Origin of the sequence: Acinetobacter sp. KS-LM10 (assembly GCF_036896575.1) — a bacterium.
Lineage (GTDB): Bacteria > Pseudomonadota > Gammaproteobacteria > Pseudomonadales > Moraxellaceae > Acinetobacter > Acinetobacter avistercoris.
Genome location: NZ_CP145906.1, coordinates 684,833 through 702,192, shown reverse-complemented (window position 1 = coordinate 702,192; position 17,360 = coordinate 684,833). Strand labels below are relative to the sequence as shown.

Genomic DNA, 17,360 nt, shown 5'->3' with positions numbered 1-17,360 from the left:
GATCATCTAAAAGGTTAAATGCATATCTCTATGTGGAATACCACAATCCAAGTATTGCTCACCTTTCACTTCAAAGCCTAAACGCGCATAGAATGTGATTGCATGCACTTGAGACGATAATTTTAGCGTCTCTCTTTTTTCAATTTTTGCCTGCTCTATGATCTCTAACATCAATAACTTCCCGATGCCCTGTCCACGATATGCTTTCAAAACAGCCACTCGGCCAATGCTGTTATTTTCCAATAATCTTGCAGTTGCTATGGGCTTCAAATGATCGTAAACCACAAAATGTAATGAGATTGGATCCTGTTCATCCCATTCATCTGCTTCATCGATGTTCTGCTCTTGAATGAATACGCACTCACGAATATATTGCGCATCTTGTTTTAAAGTCGACCAAGCACCTGAAACAATATCGAATTTGGACATCATATTTCCTTAAAAAAAAGAGCAGCCTATGACTGCTCTTGAGCATTCAAATTAACACTTTTCACCGATTTTCTGTTGATCCCATTGATCATTCAACAGCAGTTCCAAAGAGTGTTTTTGAATACCATACATTTGTTTCAACGCTACAATCTGTGCCAAGACCTCTGCATCTGGCGCTTCATAATCCTTGCGTTTGGTTGCCAAAATCATTTTGTTTTTACTGGTGTGCTCTAAAGCCACAAATTCAAAGACTTTAGTTTCGTACCCATAAGCTTTGAGCAACAGTGCGCGAATCGTATCGGTCAGCATTTCTGCTTGCTGCCCTGCATGGATCCCAAATTGCAGCATCGGTTTTAAAACTTGTGGGCTTTGCATTTGTGGACGCAATTCTTTATGACAGCAGGGTGCGCACATAATCATTTGTGCGTTTAAACGGATTCCCGTGTGAATTGCGAAATCAGTAGCAACATCACATGCATGTAAAGCGATCATGACATCTAAATGTTCTGGTGCATACGTTCGAACATCACCTTGAAAAAAATCCAACTGTTGATAATTCGAAGCTTTGGCCACATTTTGGCAAAACTCAACCATTTTGAGATTGAGCTCAACACCCGTCACAAACGGCGTTTGCAAGTTTTGATCTAAATAGTCATATAACGCACAAGTCAAATAACCCTTTCCTGAACCGAAATCGACCACTTTCAGTGCTTGCTTTTTTTGCTCAATGTGTCCTAAAGCACCTGCAAAAATTTCTACAAATTTATTAATTTGTTTCCATTTTTTCGCCATGCTGGGAATGATCTGTGCTTTTTGATCAGTGATCCCAAGGTGTTGTAAAAATATTCGATCTTGATCAACATAACGATGTTTAATCCGATCATGTCCTTGCTGAGCCGATTCTGTTTGCTTCGATGTTTGTACCGTTCTGGTGAGTAATGCTTTTTTCTTATTTTTCTTCAGCTGCAGTTCTTCATCATGGGTAAATAAATTGGCTTGTTTGCATGCCAACGATAATTCAGTAATTAAAGCTTTTGCTTCATTTAAAGGATAATTCTTGGTCACATCTTGAGTTTTATAACGATATAGACAACTGAGAACCAATTCATTTTGTAATTGAATGACACGAAACGTTATTTTTTCTAAATCTTTAATATCACCACGATATTGACTCAGAATCAGTCGATCAATTTTTTTCGTTTCAATGGCTTGCTCTACAGCATCCAAAAATTGTTGTTCCTGCGGAAACAAAGAAGCCAGCTGTGACATATATAAAACTCAAATCAATCTAGGAATGTATTTTAAAGCGTCTTACTTTAAAGGTAAAACTTGATTATGATGATTTTGTACTTTTCACGAATTAAACCGCTATGAGCTCAGCAATCCTTCAGAGTTATGATCCTCGTGAGGAACACATCAATGCGATCAGTCATGCTGTCGGTGCAGTTCTTGCTTTGATTGCCACTATTTTCATGCTTGTAAAAGGCAGCGACTTAGCTACAGGTCAATATATCGGTTTATGGGTATATGGCCTGAGTATGATTTTACTGTTTAGCAGTTCAACGCTTTATCACTTTGCCAAAGTTGAGTCTCGACGTCAGTTTTATAAAAAACTCGATCATACTGCTATTTATTATTTAATCGCCGGTACTTATACCCCTTTTCTGTCTATTGCCATTCCTACTGCCAAAGCAGATTATTTATTAATCGCACTTTGGGTAATTGCAGGCATAGGGACATTATTTAAGTTGGTTTTTATTCATCGTTTTCAAAAAGTTTCACTGATTGCTTATTTGGCGATGGGTTGGCTTGCGCTCTTGGTCATGGATGATATGAAACAATTTTTAAGCGCTCAAAGTTTAACCCTTCTCATCATTGGCGGGCTCGCTTATACCATTGGCGCATTGTTTTATGCATTAAAGAATGTAAGATACACACACGCTATCTGGCATATTTTTGTACTGATCGGTGCGGGATCACATTTCTTCGCAATTTATCTTTACGTAATATAGCTCATTTTGTCCACATGCTTTGGCAACCCTGAAACCGTGGCGCAACTTGGGATTTCGTGTTTTTTTAAAGAATTACGCCTTTTTTTAAAAAAATTACGCTTTTAAAACTAATTTCTTTTATTTTTAGTAAGTGTAAGGTCCATCATGGCGTCATTAAATTCAAATACAGCGGTTGCCCAACCTGCTAACTCAAAAACGCGTGTACTGACAGCAAGCCTAGTCGGTACGACGATCGAATTCTTCGATTTTTATATTTATGCAACAGCAGCAGTCATTATTTTCCCTTATTTGTTCTTCGCAGCAAGTAGTGATCCAATGGCAGCAACACTTCAGTCTTTAGCCACATTTGCCATTGCCTTTATCGCGCGCCCGATTGGTGCTGCACTATTTGGACATTTGGGAGATCGTATAGGGCGTAAAGCAACCTTAGTTGCTGCGCTTCTCACCATGGGGATTTCAACAGTGTGTATCGGTCTATTACCGACATACGCTCAAATTGGTATTTTTGCACCTTTATTACTGGCACTCTGTCGTTTAGGTCAAGGCTTAGGTCTAGGCGGTGAATGGAGTGGTGCAGTACTTTTGGCTACAGAAAATGCGCCTGAAGGAAAACGTGCTTGGTATGGTATGTTCCCTCAGTTGGGTGCACCGATTGGTTTCATTCTTGCGACGGGTTCATTCCTTACCCTAGGTGCGTTTATGTCTGAAGCAGACTTTATGCAATGGGGCTGGCGTATTCCATTCATTTCGAGTGCCTTACTGGTGATCGTTGGTCTTTGGATTCGTTTAAAACTACATGAAACGCCTGCATTCCAAAATGTGTTAGACAAACAAAAAGAAGTGAACATTCCTTTCATTCAAGTCTTTCAAAAACATTCTCGCATGCTGGTATTGGGCACGATCGCAGCCATCTGTACGTTTGTAGTGTTCTACTTGACCACCGTCTTTGCGTTGCAGTGGGGTACGACAAAATTAGGCTATAGCCGTGAAGAGTTTCTAAAACTTCAGTTAGTGGCAACCCTCTGTTTCGCAGCATTTATTCCATTGTCTGCGGTCTTTGCAGAGAAATTTGGTCGTCGCGCGACGTCTATTGGTGTATGTGTTGTTTCTGCAATTTTCGGTCTTTTCTTTGCAGACTTACTCGAATCGGGTAATACATTTGTAGTCTTCTTATTCTTGTGTATCGGCTTGGCGATCATGGGTTTAACCTACGGTCCTATCGGCACTGTACTGTCTGAAATTTTCCCGACGTCAGTTCGTTATACTGGTTCTGCATTAACCTTCAACATGGCAGGTATCTTCGGTGCATCGTTCGCGCCTTTAATCGCGACCAAGTTAGCAACTGAATATGGTTTATTTGCAGTGGGTTATTACTTATCAGCTGCATCTATTCTGTCACTGATTGCATTCTTAATGATTCGTGAAACCAAACATGAAGATGTAAACAATCAAATCTAAGTGTTTTTAACATTTGAAAAGCCGGCTCATTCGCCGGCTTTTTAATAGGTCCGCAGTTCAGAATGGCGCGTTTATTCGGACAATCTAATTATTTATTGGATATTTATCATAAATCAAAACAATTATAGGGCAGTTATAAATTGATACATAAAAATGCCTTCTCCATTTGAGAAAATGGTGAGGATGAGGGATTACTGTTTGTAAATTCGTTATAGTTCTCTGACTCATGAAAGAGATCTATTTTATAAGCGATCTATTTTGTTTGGATTCTTTAGATATGTAAAAAGAGGTGCGTGCATTCTTAGAGTGATCTACATAAATACAATCAGCATTTATGCGGCTCAACTCTCATACAACTCTCAAAGATTCGTATTATCAATCCACTTATTAACGCATTAATATTAAGATTCTGACATTAACTCAATTCAATAATATCAATCATCGGCGGAACGCGAAAACGAAAGGGAACGCCGACCATTCCCGTGCCTACAGAGACAAAAACATTGGCATGATCATGCTGATACAATCCACGCTTATGTCCTAAAATCGATACTTTTTTCATCACATAATTGGTCAACCACGGCAGCTCAACCTGTCCACCATGAGTATGACCAGAAAGCATCAGTGGTTTCGTCGGGAGTTGTGGAACCATATCCACAGTATCTGGATTATGCGATAAAATCAGCCAAGGTTTATCTTGTGGAAGTTCTGGCATATAACGCATATCGGCTTTTCCAGCCCATAAATCACCAACACCGATTAAACGAAATTCATCAAATTCAACCATCTTCCCTTCTATATCCATGACATCATTCACTTCAAGAGCGTGTTTAAGCAATTCTTGAATCGGCGGTCCAGGATACTGCTCATCATGATTACCATTCACCGAATACACAGGAACTTTAATCTGTTTTAAAATCGCCAGCTCTTCAACCAATTTATTTTCAGGTTCATAAGTCCAATCCCCTGCAACGACTACAAAATCAACCTCTTGCTGATTAATTTTTTCTACAATCAAGCGTAATTGACGTTCATGACCAGAAAAAAGACCAATGTGCAGATCTGCAATTAATGCCACTTTGATCGATCGTGTAAACGTCTCATTTTCAGCACTTAATTTATACTGAATAGGATTGATCTTAATCAAATGCGGCTCAATAAAACGCGCATAAATTAATAAACTGGACAACAAGAAAATAAATACACTTTGGTGAATGGAGAAATAACCGATCCATCCTGCAAAAATGCTAAAAAAGAACAACGGAATTAAGAGATAAGATAAGTAAAATGCCAATAAATGGATGAAAGCTTTAAAAGGATGTATGGTTTCAGTTCGAGATTGACTCAACCATGCCTGCCATACTCCCCAAACGGCGATTATGGCAAAACTGATATAAAATCCAGTAAGGATGGTGTTGACTGTTGGCATATTCAATCTCTAAGGCGACGAACGATTAAGTTTCTTTATTTATCTTTGCACTGTAGACAATTATACTCTAGCTTAGCGAGTTCACAGAATAGATATGCAAGACATGCACAATACAACGAACCAATTCACTCAATTGGCTCACAGAAAGAAGACATCTCGTAAAGCAGTCTTCATTTTAAGTTCATCTTTGATCTTAGGTTTATCTGCATGTTCGACCCTACCTAAACAAGTCCCTGTAACTCCACAATACGCCTATGATATAGATACGGATCAGACCACTTTAGCAAAAATTGTGGCACCACTCAAAATTCAATATCCAGAATTAACGGGTTACCATATTTTATTTGACCCTCTTGAAGCGATTGCTGCTCGAATTCAACTGATTGAAAAGGCCGAAAAAACCTTAGATCTACAATACTATATTTGGGATAACGACAAAATTGGTGCGCTGGCACTGTATAAGATTATTCAAGCAGCGGATCGTGGCGTAAAAGTTCGACTGTTAATGGATGATAACAATGCAGCAGCCATGGAAAGTATCTATTTGGCTTTAGACCAACATCAAAACATTGATGTCAAACTATTCAATCCATACAAATTTAGACGCTTTAGACCTGTAGATATGGTCTTAGATTTAAAACGCATTAATCGTCGCATGCACAATAAAACGTTTACATCAGACAATCAAATGACCCTGATTGGTGGACGTAATATGAGCAATCAATATTATAATGTCAGTGATAATTATCAGTTTTCAGATGTGGATGTGATGCTCGTCGGTCAAGCCGTTGATGATATTACGCACTCCTTTGACGAGTACTGGAACCATAGCTTTGCATATCCTGTTAAAAACATCGTCAATCATCAGCAATACACGCTACGTTATCATGACTTAAAACGGCAGCTGGAAGATCATTATCAAGAAATCACCGTACAAAATTATTTAGATCTGAGTAATCGTACACATGATTTTGACCGTTGGTTAAAAAATGACATTCAACTGGACTGGGTCAAAGCGGAAGTCATCAAAGACTCACCAGAGAAAATTAATGCCAAAGCAAAGAAAGAACAACACCTTAATTTCCAGATGGTTGAACGTTTAGAAAAACCTGAATCAAGTGTTGATATTATTTCTGCGTATTTTGTCCCTGAGAAGTTGGGTGAAGAACGATTAAGTGCGTTGGCACAATCAGGCGTAGAAGTCCGTGTATTAACCAACTCTTTCAAAGCCAATGATGTCGCGCTTGTGCATGCATTCTATGCAAAATATCGTAAAGACTTACTCAAAAATGGCGTACAGCTGTATGAGTTCTTACCTGCACTGCCTGAAGAGTTCCAAAATAAAAATAATATTAAAATTTCCAAGGAATCTAAAGTCAGCATAAAAGGACTGAGCCGTTCAAGTTTACATGCCAAAATGATGGCCTTAGACGATAAACAAGTGTTTATTGGTTCTTTTAATTTCGATCCGCGCTCTGCCAATCTCAACACTGAAATTGGGGTCATTCTCAATAGCAAACCTTTGGCCAATGCTGTACATCGAACCATGGATGAGAATCTCAAAAAATATGCTTATAAGTTGGTGCTTGATTCCAAAAATAATATTAACTGGAAACAAGCCACACCCAATGGCATACGAGTACTAACCAAAGAGCCTAAAATGAAATGGTGGCAACGTGTTGGTGTCAAAATGATCTCTTGGTTGCCCATTGAAGGATTTATGTAAGTCATAAAACTTCAATTGATACAAGAAATGGACATTAGGTTTTTAACAGTGCATTTTGATGCAACTCAGCCAAACCTTCTCGCATCATGGTCTGAACGTGTTTAGTCAAACTTTCAACAGTATGCCCTGTGGTTTCAATCGCAGGTAATGCTTGTAAATGCGCGACGACTTTAGGCATTTCCAACACGGCTTTCACATGATCAGCGAAACTAATATTTCCAATATAGGGTGCGACTGTATCGAGTTGCCCCTGTTTATTAACATAGCAAATCAAGCACACTTGAACAGGTTTATTTGCTTCGATTGCAGCAGATAGAATTCGGCCATGAACTTTTTTGACGGTAGAACCATCTGTCGTGGTCGCTTCAGGAAAAAACAATACAGGAATATTTTGTTTGAGGAATGAGGTGATTTGTTCTGTAATTCGAATCGAGTCACCTGAACCACGTTTGATGAACAGCGTCCCCCCACCTTTGGCTAATTTTCCCAATACAGGCCAATGTTCAATTTCGGCTTTAGCCAAGAAAAAAACGCGAGCGCCCGATCCGAGAACAGGAATATCTAACCAAGAAATGTGATTACTTACCCAGAGTGCAGGATGGCGAGGAATTTCACCATGCACTTTTACATCCATATTAAACACTAAACATAGACGACGGCAAAAATGCTGAACATAACGAGTATTTTCGGGGTTATTCGGATGCTTATGCATTTGATGTCTAAAAATCAAGTAAAAGCCTTCACTGACTGCCGCTGTACCAGAGACTATTTTTTGAGTATAGAGCAGCGTTTTTGAAAAAATATTGAGTTTTTTAGGCATCGTTTGAATCATAGAGTAATCACTAGGTAAAAGTTTTACAGCTTTTTCATTCTTTATTTGAGAATATTCTATACGTTTCCTAATCAACATGCATTGATTTAAAAAACCGACTATGAACATTAAAAGATTCAATTTCAATCTAATTAATAAATCAAATATGATAATTAAATCGAATAAACTAATGGTTAAAATAAATGCAAAACAATGAATATTTAGATCAATTAGATCAATCTGTCGAAAATTCGTATAGCAGCGCTCTGATCTATGTCTTTGCTTCTGTTCTGGCTTTAGGTGTAAGCATGTATCTTTATGCGCAATTATTTCAAAGTTTAATGCTCTAACATTATCAAAAACCATCAAACATCATCTAATTTACTTTCAATGCCTCTTTTACTCTAAAATGAAGTTTTATAGTGGAGTTTGGCCTGAATGGAAGATTTTGAGCAACGTCAAGGAAGTGAGCGCGCAGTTTTAGTCAGTGTTTCAGTCAATATACTAGACGATCTTGATCAAGAAGAATTTCGATTATTGGCAAAATCTGCAGGTGCTGAAATTCTTGAACATGTTCAAGCTCAACGCGTTAAGCCAGACCCTAAATATTTTATTGGTTCTGGGAAAGCGGAAGAAATTGCTGAACTGGTCAAAGCCAACGAAGCCGATATTGTCATTTTCGATCATTCATTAACCCCGTCTCAAGAGCGTAATTTAGAGCGTGTTATTCAGTGTCGTGTGATTGATCGTACTCGTTTAATTTTAGATATTTTTGCTCAACGTGCTCGTACTCACGAAGGTAAATTACAGGTTGAACTTGCACAGCTTGATCATCTTTCTTCACGCCTGGTAGGCGGTAGAATGGGCTTTGATGGGCAAAAAGGCGGGATCGGATTACGTGGTCCTGGTGAAACGCAACTTGAAACCGATCGTCGATTACTACGTTTACGTATCAGTCAATTGAAAGAAAAATTAGAAAAAGTTCGATTAACGCGTATGCAAGGACGTGCTGCACGTCAAAAAGCAGCAATTCCAACAGTTTCACTGGTTGGCTATACCAATGCGGGTAAATCCACCTTATTTAACATTTTAGCTGAAAGTGATGTGTACGCAGCTGACCAACTGTTTGCAACTCTTGACCCGACCTTACGTCGTTTAGATTGGGATGGAATTGGCGCTCTGGTACTTGCAGACACCGTAGGATTTGTCAGAAATCTAGCCCATGCATTGGTTGATTCCTTTAAGGCGACTTTAGAGGAAACATTAGAAGCAAATTTACTCTTGCATGTCATTGATTCAAGCAGTCCAGAAATTCAAGAGCAAATTGAAGCAGTCGAAAAAGTTCTGAAGGAAATTGGTACAGATGTACCTATTCTTCGGGTTTATAATAAAATTGATCGTTCTGGTGAAGAGCCAAAAATCATTTACGCTAAGCCCCATTTACCTGATCGTGTCTATGTTTCAGCACATTCAAGCCAAGGTTTAAACTTACTTAAACAAGCTGTTCAAGAATGTCTTATGGGGCAGATCCAAAGTTTTGATGTCGTACTGAAACCCGCTTATGGAAAAATCCGGACACAACTATATGAGCTGAATGTGATTCAAGCTGAAAGTTATGACGACGAAGGAAATCTGAATTTACGAGTCAATATGGCACCTCATAAATTAGAGCAATTGATTAAGCAAGCGCATTTACCCATTGATGAAATTCTTGGAAAAAAAGCGGAGCAATTCAAAAGGCTGTTAGAAGAATTTGAATTGAGAGACTAAATACGTTAAAACGTGATAAGTACAATTAAAAGTTTAAAAACTATGCAATGGATTAAAACAATTGATTGGCCAGCATGGATTGGCGTTCTCATACTGGTGATCGGATTTCGGGAAGCTTCAGTTTGGTCTATGACTCAGCTGAATCGCCCCGAATTGGGTAATTTGGTCGGCTTACTTAGCCTGCTTGCCGTGCTTTTTATTTGGCGTCATTTTAAAAGTTTACCCACGCGTCTTGTCGATGTTAACAATAAAGTCATGAAAGAAAGTGCGTTTGCATTTCTACCGATTAGCGCAGGTTCATTGGTGATGCTTGTGCATATGGGAAAGGAGATTCCGCTTTTTCTGGTCGTCCTCACCCTCAGTACGCTAATTCCTTTATGGATTTACGCCAAAATGGCTAAACGCTGGTTATAGGGAGAACATCATGCTCACAGTATTTTATGGTTTTGTGTTGACCCTGATTGCTTATTTAGTTGCCAAACCTTTTAATAAAAAGATCCCTCAAATTCCAGCTCTTGTTTTTGCAATGTTCTTTGTCATCGGATTCTTAGTGCTGTTCGGTATTCCCTACGAGTCCTATATGTCAGAGGTTAATCCCCTGTTTAATCATTTATTGGGTTACGTCACTGTTGCACTTGCAATTCCTTTAGCAGCAATGAGATATGATGATTTACCGTTAAAAGGAATCGTCGGAATTTTGATTTTTGCCAGTATAAGCGCTGTTGCCCTGCCGATGAGTTTGGCTTATTTGCTGCATATGACTGATTCCACCATTCTGGCATTTGCGACTCGTGCTGTAACAACACCGATTGCCATCAATATCGCAACCTTACTCGATGCACCAATCAGTTTGGCTATTCTTATTGTGATTCTTTCAGGTGTGATTGGTGCTGCATTTTCACCACTTATTTTGCGTCATATAAATGATGAACGTGCGTCGGGCTTGGCACTAGGTCTAGCTGCACATGCTATTGGAACAGCACAAGCATGGCAACGTGGCAGTATCGCTGGTCGCTATGCCGCTTTTGGAATGGCGGTGAATGCGGTATTTACGGCGATTTGGTTGCCGAGTTTTATTTTATTTTTAAATAAGCTCTGACTTCTTTTGAATGCATCTTGCTTGTTATATAAAACTTTTGCATTAAATTTTTTAAACCTTAATTTTTTAAACTTTTGCATAGAATTTTTCACAAATCCATCATCTTTCAATGAAAAAAGCCACCTCAAAAGGTGGCCTTTTTATTCTTCAATCCGTTTTACATCACTGGATTATCCACTGAAAACATTTGTTTATCTTCTAAACGATATGCCATCAGTTGATTGCCCCAAACACAGCCGCCATCAACGTTCTGAATATTTGCTGAAACAGTTCGTCCTTGTAAAGCAGCCCAATGTCCAAAAATCAATTGATGGGTTTCAGCCGCCTGAGATGGGTACTCAAACCACGGTAGAAAACCTTCAGGCATTGGATCATCTAAAGCATCTTTAAAGCTAAACTCAAGACGACCTTCAGCATCGGTTAAACGCATACGGGTGAGATAATTTACGATACAACGTAAACGCGCATGACCTGTTAAATCATCTGACCATAAGGTCGGTTCTTTACCGTACATCTCTTTCAGGAACTCGTCCACAACACTAAAGTCGTCATGCGCAATGATATTTTCAACTTCATTCGCGAATTGTGCTGTTTGTTCTGCAGTCCAATTCAGAGGAATACCTGCGTGGGTTAAAATCGTCTGTTCATTGGGAAATAAACATAAAGGCTGCTTACGTAACCAGTCAATTAAATCATCTGAATCAATCGCATCAATCACATCACGCGTATTGTCCTTATCTTTAATTTCTTTGAGACCTCGCGCTCCAGCGAGTAAGGTCAAATCATGATTACCCAATACTGTTGCAGCCACGCCTTGATCAACCAGCTTTTTCACGAACCTTAATGCGCCAATCGAGTTTTCCCCACGTGCAACCAAATCCCCTGAAAACCAAATAAAATCTTGATCTGGATCAAATTTAATTTCTTTCAACAAGGCTTTCAGTGCTTCAAAACAACCTTGAATATCACCAATCACATAGTTATAACGGATTTGATCTTGCGCCATTTAAGCCACCACGTTATCTGACAATGCAACAAATTGAGCGAGTGTTAAAGTTTCAGGACGTGCCATTGGGTCTACGCCAGCCTTCTCAAAACCATCCTCAGCAAGCATACCTTTTAAACTATTACGTAGCGTTTTACGACGCTGGGTAAAAACATGCGACACCAAACGAGCGAGCGCTTTCTCATTTTTTGCAATAATCGGTTTAGTCGCATAAGGCTCTAAACGAAACACTGCAGATGTTACTTTAGGTGGCGGATTAAATGAACCCGGTGGTACTTCAAATAAATAAGTCGGCTTACAGTAATATTGAATCATTACCGACAAACGACCATATTCTTTGGTGCTAGGTTCAGCGGTAATACGGTCAACCACTTCTTTTTGTAGCATGAAGTGCATGTCTTTGACTTTGCCGCCAAATTCCAAGAGATGGAATAACAATGGCGTAGAGATGTTGTAGGGTAAGTTACCTACAACACGCAAAGGACGATCTTCTTTAAATAATGTGCTGTAATCAAATTTCAGCGCATCGGCTTCAATAATCGTTAAACGCTCAGGATGTGGAACACGCCCGGGCAAACCAGCAGCCAAATCACGGTCAAGTTCGATTACCGTCAGCGCATCACATTCGCCAATGAGTGGTGAAGTTAACGCTGCTAAACCAGGACCAATTTCGACAATATTCTGCCCCGGACGTGGATTAACAGAGCGGACAATTTTAGAAATCACACGTTGGTCATGCAAAAAGTTTTGACCAAATCGTTTACGAGCCTGGTGCCCTTCTTGTTTTGGGTTTAAGGCATTAATTTGATACATAAAACATTTCCAACGTGAGTAAATAAGGAATTAGTGACGTGCAAGATCAAGCGCTAAGTCTACAGCAACATGCAAGCTCGAACTTTTTGCAAGTCCCGAACCCGCTAGGGAGAGTGCCGTACCATGATCTACAGATGTGCGAATAAAAGGTAAGCCCAAAGTAATATTGATGGCTTCACCAAATCCTTGAGATTTTAACACAGGTAAACCTTGATCGTGATACATCGCAAGCACAGCATCCGCATCTTTTAAATTTTCTGGTGTAAATAGCGTATCTGCAGGCAGACTTAAACTCATCTGAATCCCCTGTGCACGATAGCTTTCAAGTACAGGATTAATCACTTCAATTTCTTCACGACCTAAATATCCGTCTTCGCCCGCATGTGGATTTAATCCACACACCAAAATACGAGGATGATCAATTTTAAATTTGGTCTTTAAATCATGAATTAAAATATCGATCACTTGATGTAAGCGCTGTTTCGTAATGGCATCTGGCACATCACGTAAAGGTAAATGTGTCGTGGCAAGTGCGACACGTAAGGACTTAGTCGCCAGCATCATGACAACACGATCGACGCCTGCAAACTCTTGGTAATATTCTGTATGACCACTAAAATGAATACCCGCTTCATTGATTACCGATTTTTGAACTGGTGCTGTTGCCACACCGACACTGAGTCCAGATAACGCATAATCTGCGGAACGACGAAGTTGTTCTAATACATAAGTTGCATTATGTGCATTGAGTTGACCACTGACGACATGTTCGGCAAGTGGCACATGCTCTACATAAAGCTCACCTTGAGCTGATGCATGGGTTTGTCCCACAAAGTCAGTGAAGACAATCTTTTGATTTAAAATCTCAGCACGTTGTTGTAACAATGTTTTATCAATTAAAACAACAACAGGACGTTCATCCAATCGTTCAGCCAAACTCAAACAAACATCAGGACCAATCCCAGCAGGTTCACCACTGGTTACATATAAAGGCAACATTACAAACACATCCTAACCCGCTGATGAATCATTATAAAATGTCTTGAGCAAAACTTCAGTGTTAACTTGATAAAAGATCATTTTTATCTTGATGATTAAAACTGATTTACATGTCAGTATCTTTCGGCAATTCAGCGAAATCGAGTCGAATTTACAGATCTTGTTCAATCTAAAAGACGTTAAAGTCTAAATAGCCTATCCGTTATTTAAAATCAGTTATTTAAAATCATTTATTAAAAAGTGAAATTGAAGATCAACATATTGACTAACAAAATATCATGAGAATAAATTGATTCCATAAGGCATTTTCATACTCACAACAATGATTCCCTCATCCGAGTCCTCTTAAACAAGGAGATAGAATTTTTAAAAATTAATTTATGAGCACTCAATCATATTTTTTGATTCTTAAATTCTTAAATGAAGTGCAACAGAGATTAAATAAAATACTTTTCAAATAATAATGCCACTATTGGTTTTGATCAATTCGTGTGTTTAAAAATCAGTATTTATAGGTGAATACCATTATTTCAGATTAAAAAGTATCATCATATTGTGTACAAACACACTTTAAAATCTGCTCACTAAATCTGTTAAGTGGCTATTTATAATCAACTTAATGAATTGGATTTCAACTCACCAACCTGTTCTTTAATCTTTTGAATTAAAATGGATAAATACTATCCAGATCCATTTTTTCTCTATATAATGTAGCCCTTGAAATTTATATATTTCGATTGTGAATCTATCGCTTTTCAGATAGAATTCGCTCTCCTTTTTGTTTGGACAGACTCCACCGTCCAAACCAACTATAATAGGTAGTGGTTAATGAAAACTCTCAGCGCTAAGCCTGCTGAAGTTCAACACGACTGGTATGTTGTTGATGCTTCTGGCAAAACTTTAGGTCGCCTTGCGACTGAAATCGCTCGTCGTTTACGCGGTAAGCATAAAACGTCTTATACTCCTCACGTTGATACAGGCGATTACATCGTTGTTATTAATGCTGAAGAAATTACCGTTACTGGTAAGAAAGCGCAAGATAAGAAATACTATCGCCACACTGGCTTCCCTGGTGGTATCCGTGAGACTAACTTCGAGAAGTTAATTGCTCATAAACCTGAAACAGTTTTAGAAAAAGCTGTTAAAGGTATGCTACCAAAAGGTCCTCTTGGTTATGCAATGATCAAGAAAATGAAAGTGTATGCAGGTACTGAGCATCCACACGCTGCTCAACAGCCACAAGTTTTGGACATCTAAGGGATAACAGCACATGGCTACTAATTATGGTACAGGTCGCCGTAAGACCGCAACTGCACGTGTTTTCTTGTCAGCTGGTACAGGTAAACTTGTTATTAACAACCGTACAATAGAGCAATATTTCGGTCGCGAAACTGCTCGTATGGTTGTTCGTCAACCTTTAGAACTTCTTGAAGTTTCTGAAAAGTTTGACCTTTACATCACTGTATCTGGTGGTGGTATCGGTGGTCAAGCTGGCGCTATCCGTCACGGTATTACTCGTGCATTGATCGCTTCTGACGAAACATTAAAGCCTGCTCTTCGTCAAGCTGGTTTCGTTACTCGTGATGCTCGTGAAGTTGAACGTAAGAAACTTGGTTTACGTAAAGCACGTAAACGTCCTCAGTTCTCTAAACGTTAATTCGTTTACGAACTCGGACAAAAAACCTCGGCTTTTGCCGAGGTTTTTTTATGTCTGAATACAAGTTGAAATCGCTACTCAGCAACTAGGACTATGAACTTAAGTGATAGCGATGATTTTTACTTATTAAGTTTATTTTGCTTATAACATAAAAACTGATCAATTTATTTTATGATTTTATACATATAAAGCTTTAGCAATAGAGCCGATTTGAATGCGTTAAAAGATTCAAAACAATAATAAAAAATACTCCTGACAAGTAAAATTCGCTCTGAATCTCATGTTCTTAGATAAATTAAATCGATTGCATATGTTTGAACGGATTATTCTTAATACTAAGATGATTAGCAGGGAAATATTTTAAAAAAACGCTTTAGGTATAGATTCTGGTTTATCTATACACATTGCTATTGGAAACGTATAAATCTTGAGTTTAGCTGTGCTTCATCATTCTGATGATAGGCTTTTGAATGATCACATCTCTAGAAATAGATATAAAACTTATTTCACTGTTATATCTCGATATCTATAGATCTTTAAAATAAGCCGAAAAATAATCATTGAGTGGCCATAAATTAATAGGTAAAAATTCCTGCTCCACTTGGGAGAGATTTAGGATGAGGAAACACTCATGATCAGTGTGTTGTATGAATAATGACTTTTGAAAGAAGTCTTATGAAACAATATAAAAAATAATCTATGAAATATCTGAGCCATCAATTTAATTTTTTTAAGAAAGCGACCATTAAGGCATCGTGATGATTGATTATTTTATTGTATAGACACATACCTCTCACATTAAGAAAAGCACGACTCGTTTGCAATTTTACTGCACTTTAAATTTATCGTTATCTACACACTGAAGCCCAGCAATTTCATTAAAATCATCCGCTCAATTTTTATTTTCATTTGAGTCATCATTTATTCGTTTTAATCATGCTGAATAGTAGATGATCTAAAAGTATCCGTGATTTTGTTGCCTATTTTTAGTATCCTATCTAATTCACTTTGCTTAGTTTGTATATATGTCTATTGAGAACGCTCCGCTTCAAGGAATTACACTTTATAGCCATACAGATGACTTCCGCTCTCATTGGATTCGCTTTCTTCTTGCAGAAAAACAAATCAAACATCATCTTATTTTGGTCGAGGAGCACGATGAGGATATTGCCAGCCTCAATCCTTATAATCGCTTACCGATGATGATTGAAAATGAACTCAAGCTTTTCAATACCGCTATTATTTCTGAGTATTTAGATGATCGATATCGTCAAAATAAACTTTATGCAGATGCACCCGCACCACGTGCAGAACAGCGTCAGTACATTTGGCGTTTTGAGCAAGATTGGTTGAACCTTGCCGATATTATTTTGCGTCATCCTGATACGCTCAATAAACCAGATCTATTAAAAGCACAAAAAAAATTACGCGATACTTTAATTTCACTTACGCCATTATTCCAGCATTATCCGTATTTTATGTCCGAGCAATTTACAATTTTAGATTGCATGTTAGCGCCAATTTTTATACGGTTAAATGCAATGGGCATTGAATTGCCTAAACAGCAATGCCGTCCAATTCATCTCTATTGCCAAAGAATTTTTAGTCGTCCTGCATTTATCAAGTCGATGACTGTTCAAGAAAAAAGTCGCTTTAGCAACGTTTTAGCCAATCAATAGTTCGTTTTTAAAAGAGTTATTTACAATGTCTGATCAAGAATTAAATTTAACCCCGACACGTCCCTATTTAGCACGTGGAATTTACGAATGGATCTGTGATAACAATCTAACGCCATATTTGTTGGTCGATGCCACAAAACCGTACACAGATGTTCCTACTCAGTTTATTCAAGATGGTCAAATTGTACTGAATATCGTGCCGCATGCAGTGCATAAGCTCAATATGAGCAATGATGCCATTACCTTTTCTGCACGTTTTGGTGGTGCTTCTAAAGATATCTATGTTCCTATGGCTGCAATTTTGGGTATATATGCAAAAGAGAATGGTCAGGGCTTATTTTTTGACCCAGATGAATATGCAAATGCACAAACAGAGCAAAATGCTTTAGAATCAAATAAGCCAGAAGTATTAGAAACAGAAACACCTAAGAAAAAACCAAGTTTAAGAATTTTAGATTAAATACAGTAGGAG

General features: G+C 38.3%; 18 protein-coding genes. 11 read left to right on the top strand and 7 right to left on the bottom strand.

Features of this window, described 5'->3' with window-relative positions; all coding sequences use genetic code 11:
- Window positions 1-6: 6 nt before the first annotated feature.
- Complete coding sequence (locus tag V5M36_RS03170) at window positions 7-429, bottom strand: GNAT family N-acetyltransferase (protein ID WP_338561945.1); 423 nt, start codon at window positions 427-429, stop codon at window positions 7-9.
- Between the two features lie 51 nt (window positions 430-480).
- Window positions 481-1,698, bottom strand: coding sequence for a class I SAM-dependent methyltransferase (locus V5M36_RS03165; protein WP_338561943.1), 1,218 nt, complete (start codon window positions 1,696-1,698; stop codon window positions 481-483).
- Window positions 1,699-1,799: 101 nt separating this feature from the next.
- Between V5M36_RS03165 and trhA the strand changes: the two genes are divergently transcribed.
- Both trhA and V5M36_RS03155 read left to right on the top strand, forming a co-directional pair.
- Window positions 1,800-2,441: a PAQR family membrane homeostasis protein TrhA gene (gene trhA, locus V5M36_RS03160; protein WP_338561941.1), complete on the top strand. Its 642-nt coding sequence runs from the start codon at window positions 1,800-1,802 to the stop codon at window positions 2,439-2,441.
- Window positions 2,442-2,585: 144 nt separating this feature from the next.
- Window positions 2,586-3,899 carry an MFS transporter gene (locus tag V5M36_RS03155; RefSeq protein ID WP_338561939.1) on the top strand — a complete coding sequence of 438 codons (1,314 nt, stop codon included), beginning with the start codon at window positions 2,586-2,588 and terminating at the stop codon, window positions 3,897-3,899.
- A 415-nt stretch (window positions 3,900-4,314) separates the two neighbouring features.
- Here the strand turns inward: V5M36_RS03155 and V5M36_RS03150 are convergent, their stop codons facing one another.
- Window positions 4,315-5,328 (bottom strand): metallophosphoesterase, encoded by a 1,014-nt coding sequence (locus V5M36_RS03150; protein WP_338561937.1) that lies wholly within the window; start codon window positions 5,326-5,328, stop codon window positions 4,315-4,317.
- A gap of 94 nt (window positions 5,329-5,422) precedes the next feature.
- Between V5M36_RS03150 and V5M36_RS03145 the strand changes: the two genes are divergently transcribed.
- Window positions 5,423-7,054, top strand: a complete 1,632-nt coding sequence (locus tag V5M36_RS03145; RefSeq protein WP_445206304.1) for a phospholipase D family protein — start codon at window positions 5,423-5,425, stop codon at window positions 7,052-7,054.
- 34 nt (window positions 7,055-7,088) lie between these two features.
- On the opposite strand, the gene V5M36_RS03140 is transcribed toward V5M36_RS03145, so the two are convergent.
- Window positions 7,089-7,874: a lysophospholipid acyltransferase family protein gene (locus V5M36_RS03140; RefSeq protein ID WP_338561933.1), complete on the bottom strand. Its 786-nt coding sequence runs from the start codon at window positions 7,872-7,874 to the stop codon at window positions 7,089-7,091.
- A gap of 194 nt (window positions 7,875-8,068) precedes the next feature.
- Here V5M36_RS03140 and V5M36_RS03135 point away from each other — a divergent pair, with 194 nt between their 5' ends.
- The 4 genes from V5M36_RS03135 (at window position 8,069) to V5M36_RS03120 (ending at window position 10,734) form a co-directional block, all read left to right on the top strand.
- Window positions 8,069-8,215, top strand: coding sequence for a hypothetical protein (locus V5M36_RS03135; RefSeq protein ID WP_338561931.1), 147 nt, complete (start codon window positions 8,069-8,071; stop codon window positions 8,213-8,215).
- 88 nt (window positions 8,216-8,303) lie between these two features.
- Window positions 8,304-9,635 (top strand): ribosome rescue GTPase HflX, encoded by a 1,332-nt coding sequence (gene hflX / locus V5M36_RS03130; protein WP_338561929.1) that lies wholly within the window; start codon window positions 8,304-8,306, stop codon window positions 9,633-9,635.
- Between the two features lie 42 nt (window positions 9,636-9,677).
- Window positions 9,678-10,049 (top strand): hypothetical protein, encoded by a 372-nt coding sequence (locus V5M36_RS03125; protein ID WP_338561927.1) that lies wholly within the window; start codon window positions 9,678-9,680, stop codon window positions 10,047-10,049.
- A 10-nt stretch (window positions 10,050-10,059) separates the two neighbouring features.
- Entirely contained in the window at window positions 10,060-10,734 is a 675-nt protein-coding gene (locus V5M36_RS03120) for an LrgB family protein (RefSeq protein ID WP_338561925.1), read from the top strand.
- 157 nt (window positions 10,735-10,891) lie between these two features.
- On the opposite strand, the gene V5M36_RS03115 is transcribed toward V5M36_RS03120, so the two are convergent.
- From V5M36_RS03115 to pdxA, 3 genes are read right to left on the bottom strand one after another with little or no spacing between them, the layout of a single operon-like run.
- Complete coding sequence (locus V5M36_RS03115; RefSeq protein ID WP_338561922.1) at window positions 10,892-11,740, bottom strand: symmetrical bis(5'-nucleosyl)-tetraphosphatase; 849 nt, start codon at window positions 11,738-11,740, stop codon at window positions 10,892-10,894.
- A complete protein-coding gene (rsmA, locus tag V5M36_RS03110) occupies window positions 11,741-12,553 on the bottom strand; it encodes a 16S rRNA (adenine(1518)-N(6)/adenine(1519)-N(6))-dimethyltransferase RsmA (protein ID WP_338561920.1) in 813 nt (270 codons plus the stop codon).
- Window positions 12,554-12,583: 30 nt separating this feature from the next.
- Window positions 12,584-13,552, bottom strand: coding sequence for a 4-hydroxythreonine-4-phosphate dehydrogenase PdxA (pdxA, locus tag V5M36_RS03105; protein ID WP_338561917.1), 969 nt, complete (start codon window positions 13,550-13,552; stop codon window positions 12,584-12,586).
- An 828-nt stretch (window positions 13,553-14,380) separates the two neighbouring features.
- Here pdxA and rplM point away from each other — a divergent pair.
- The 4 genes from rplM to V5M36_RS03085 all read left to right on the top strand — a co-directional run bounded on the left by rplM (window position 14,381) and on the right by V5M36_RS03085 (window position 17,348).
- Window positions 14,381-14,809 (top strand): 50S ribosomal protein L13, encoded by a 429-nt coding sequence (rplM, locus tag V5M36_RS03100; RefSeq protein ID WP_068886067.1) that lies wholly within the window; start codon window positions 14,381-14,383, stop codon window positions 14,807-14,809.
- Between the two features lie 13 nt (window positions 14,810-14,822).
- Window positions 14,823-15,209 carry a 30S ribosomal protein S9 gene (gene rpsI, locus V5M36_RS03095; RefSeq protein WP_338561914.1) on the top strand — a complete coding sequence of 129 codons (387 nt, stop codon included), beginning with the start codon at window positions 14,823-14,825 and terminating at the stop codon, window positions 15,207-15,209.
- 1,025 nt (window positions 15,210-16,234) lie between these two features.
- On the top strand, window positions 16,235-16,888 hold the full coding sequence (locus V5M36_RS03090) for a glutathione S-transferase N-terminal domain-containing protein (RefSeq protein WP_338561911.1): 654 nt from the start codon (window positions 16,235-16,237) through the stop codon (window positions 16,886-16,888).
- A 25-nt stretch (window positions 16,889-16,913) separates the two neighbouring features.
- Window positions 16,914-17,348 carry a ClpXP protease specificity-enhancing factor gene (locus V5M36_RS03085; protein ID WP_338561909.1) on the top strand — a complete coding sequence of 145 codons (435 nt, stop codon included), beginning with the start codon at window positions 16,914-16,916 and terminating at the stop codon, window positions 17,346-17,348.
- The last annotated feature ends 12 nt before the right edge of the window (window positions 17,349-17,360 follow it).

Bases quoted from the DNA above. Each gene is read 5' to 3' on its own strand.
- V5M36_RS03120 (WP_338561925.1), top strand. From the start codon at position 10,060: ATGCTCACAGTATTTTATGGTTTTGTGTTGACCCTGATTGCTTATTTA.
- V5M36_RS03170 (WP_338561945.1), bottom strand. From the start codon at position 429: ATGTCCAAATTCGATATTGTTTCAGGTGCTTGGTCGACTTTAAAACAA.
- V5M36_RS03145 (WP_445206304.1), top strand. From the start codon at position 5,423: ATGCAAGACATGCACAATACAACGAACCAATTCACTCAATTGGCTCAC.
- rsmA (WP_338561920.1), bottom strand. From the start codon at position 12,553: ATGTATCAAATTAATGCCTTAAACCCAAAACAAGAAGGGCACCAGGCT.
- V5M36_RS03085 (WP_338561909.1), top strand. From the start codon at position 16,914: ATGTCTGATCAAGAATTAAATTTAACCCCGACACGTCCCTATTTAGCA.
- V5M36_RS03155 (WP_338561939.1), top strand. From the start codon at position 2,586: ATGGCGTCATTAAATTCAAATACAGCGGTTGCCCAACCTGCTAACTCA.
- rplM (WP_068886067.1), top strand. From the start codon at position 14,381: ATGAAAACTCTCAGCGCTAAGCCTGCTGAAGTTCAACACGACTGGTAT.
- pdxA (WP_338561917.1), bottom strand. From the start codon at position 13,552: ATGTTGCCTTTATATGTAACCAGTGGTGAACCTGCTGGGATTGGTCCT.
- V5M36_RS03150 (WP_338561937.1), bottom strand. From the start codon at position 5,328: ATGCCAACAGTCAACACCATCCTTACTGGATTTTATATCAGTTTTGCC.
- V5M36_RS03140 (WP_338561933.1), bottom strand. From the start codon at position 7,874: ATGCCTAAAAAACTCAATATTTTTTCAAAAACGCTGCTCTATACTCAA.
- V5M36_RS03090 (WP_338561911.1), top strand. From the start codon at position 16,235: ATGTCTATTGAGAACGCTCCGCTTCAAGGAATTACACTTTATAGCCAT.
- V5M36_RS03165 (WP_338561943.1), bottom strand. From the start codon at position 1,698: ATGTCACAGCTGGCTTCTTTGTTTCCGCAGGAACAACAATTTTTGGAT.
- V5M36_RS03125 (WP_338561927.1), top strand. From the start codon at position 9,678: ATGCAATGGATTAAAACAATTGATTGGCCAGCATGGATTGGCGTTCTC.
- rpsI (WP_338561914.1), top strand. From the start codon at position 14,823: ATGGCTACTAATTATGGTACAGGTCGCCGTAAGACCGCAACTGCACGT.
- trhA (WP_338561941.1), top strand. From the start codon at position 1,800: ATGAGCTCAGCAATCCTTCAGAGTTATGATCCTCGTGAGGAACACATC.
- hflX (WP_338561929.1), top strand. From the start codon at position 8,304: ATGGAAGATTTTGAGCAACGTCAAGGAAGTGAGCGCGCAGTTTTAGTC.
- V5M36_RS03115 (WP_338561922.1), bottom strand. From the start codon at position 11,740: ATGGCGCAAGATCAAATCCGTTATAACTATGTGATTGGTGATATTCAA.
- V5M36_RS03135 (WP_338561931.1), top strand. From the start codon at position 8,069: ATGCAAAACAATGAATATTTAGATCAATTAGATCAATCTGTCGAAAAT.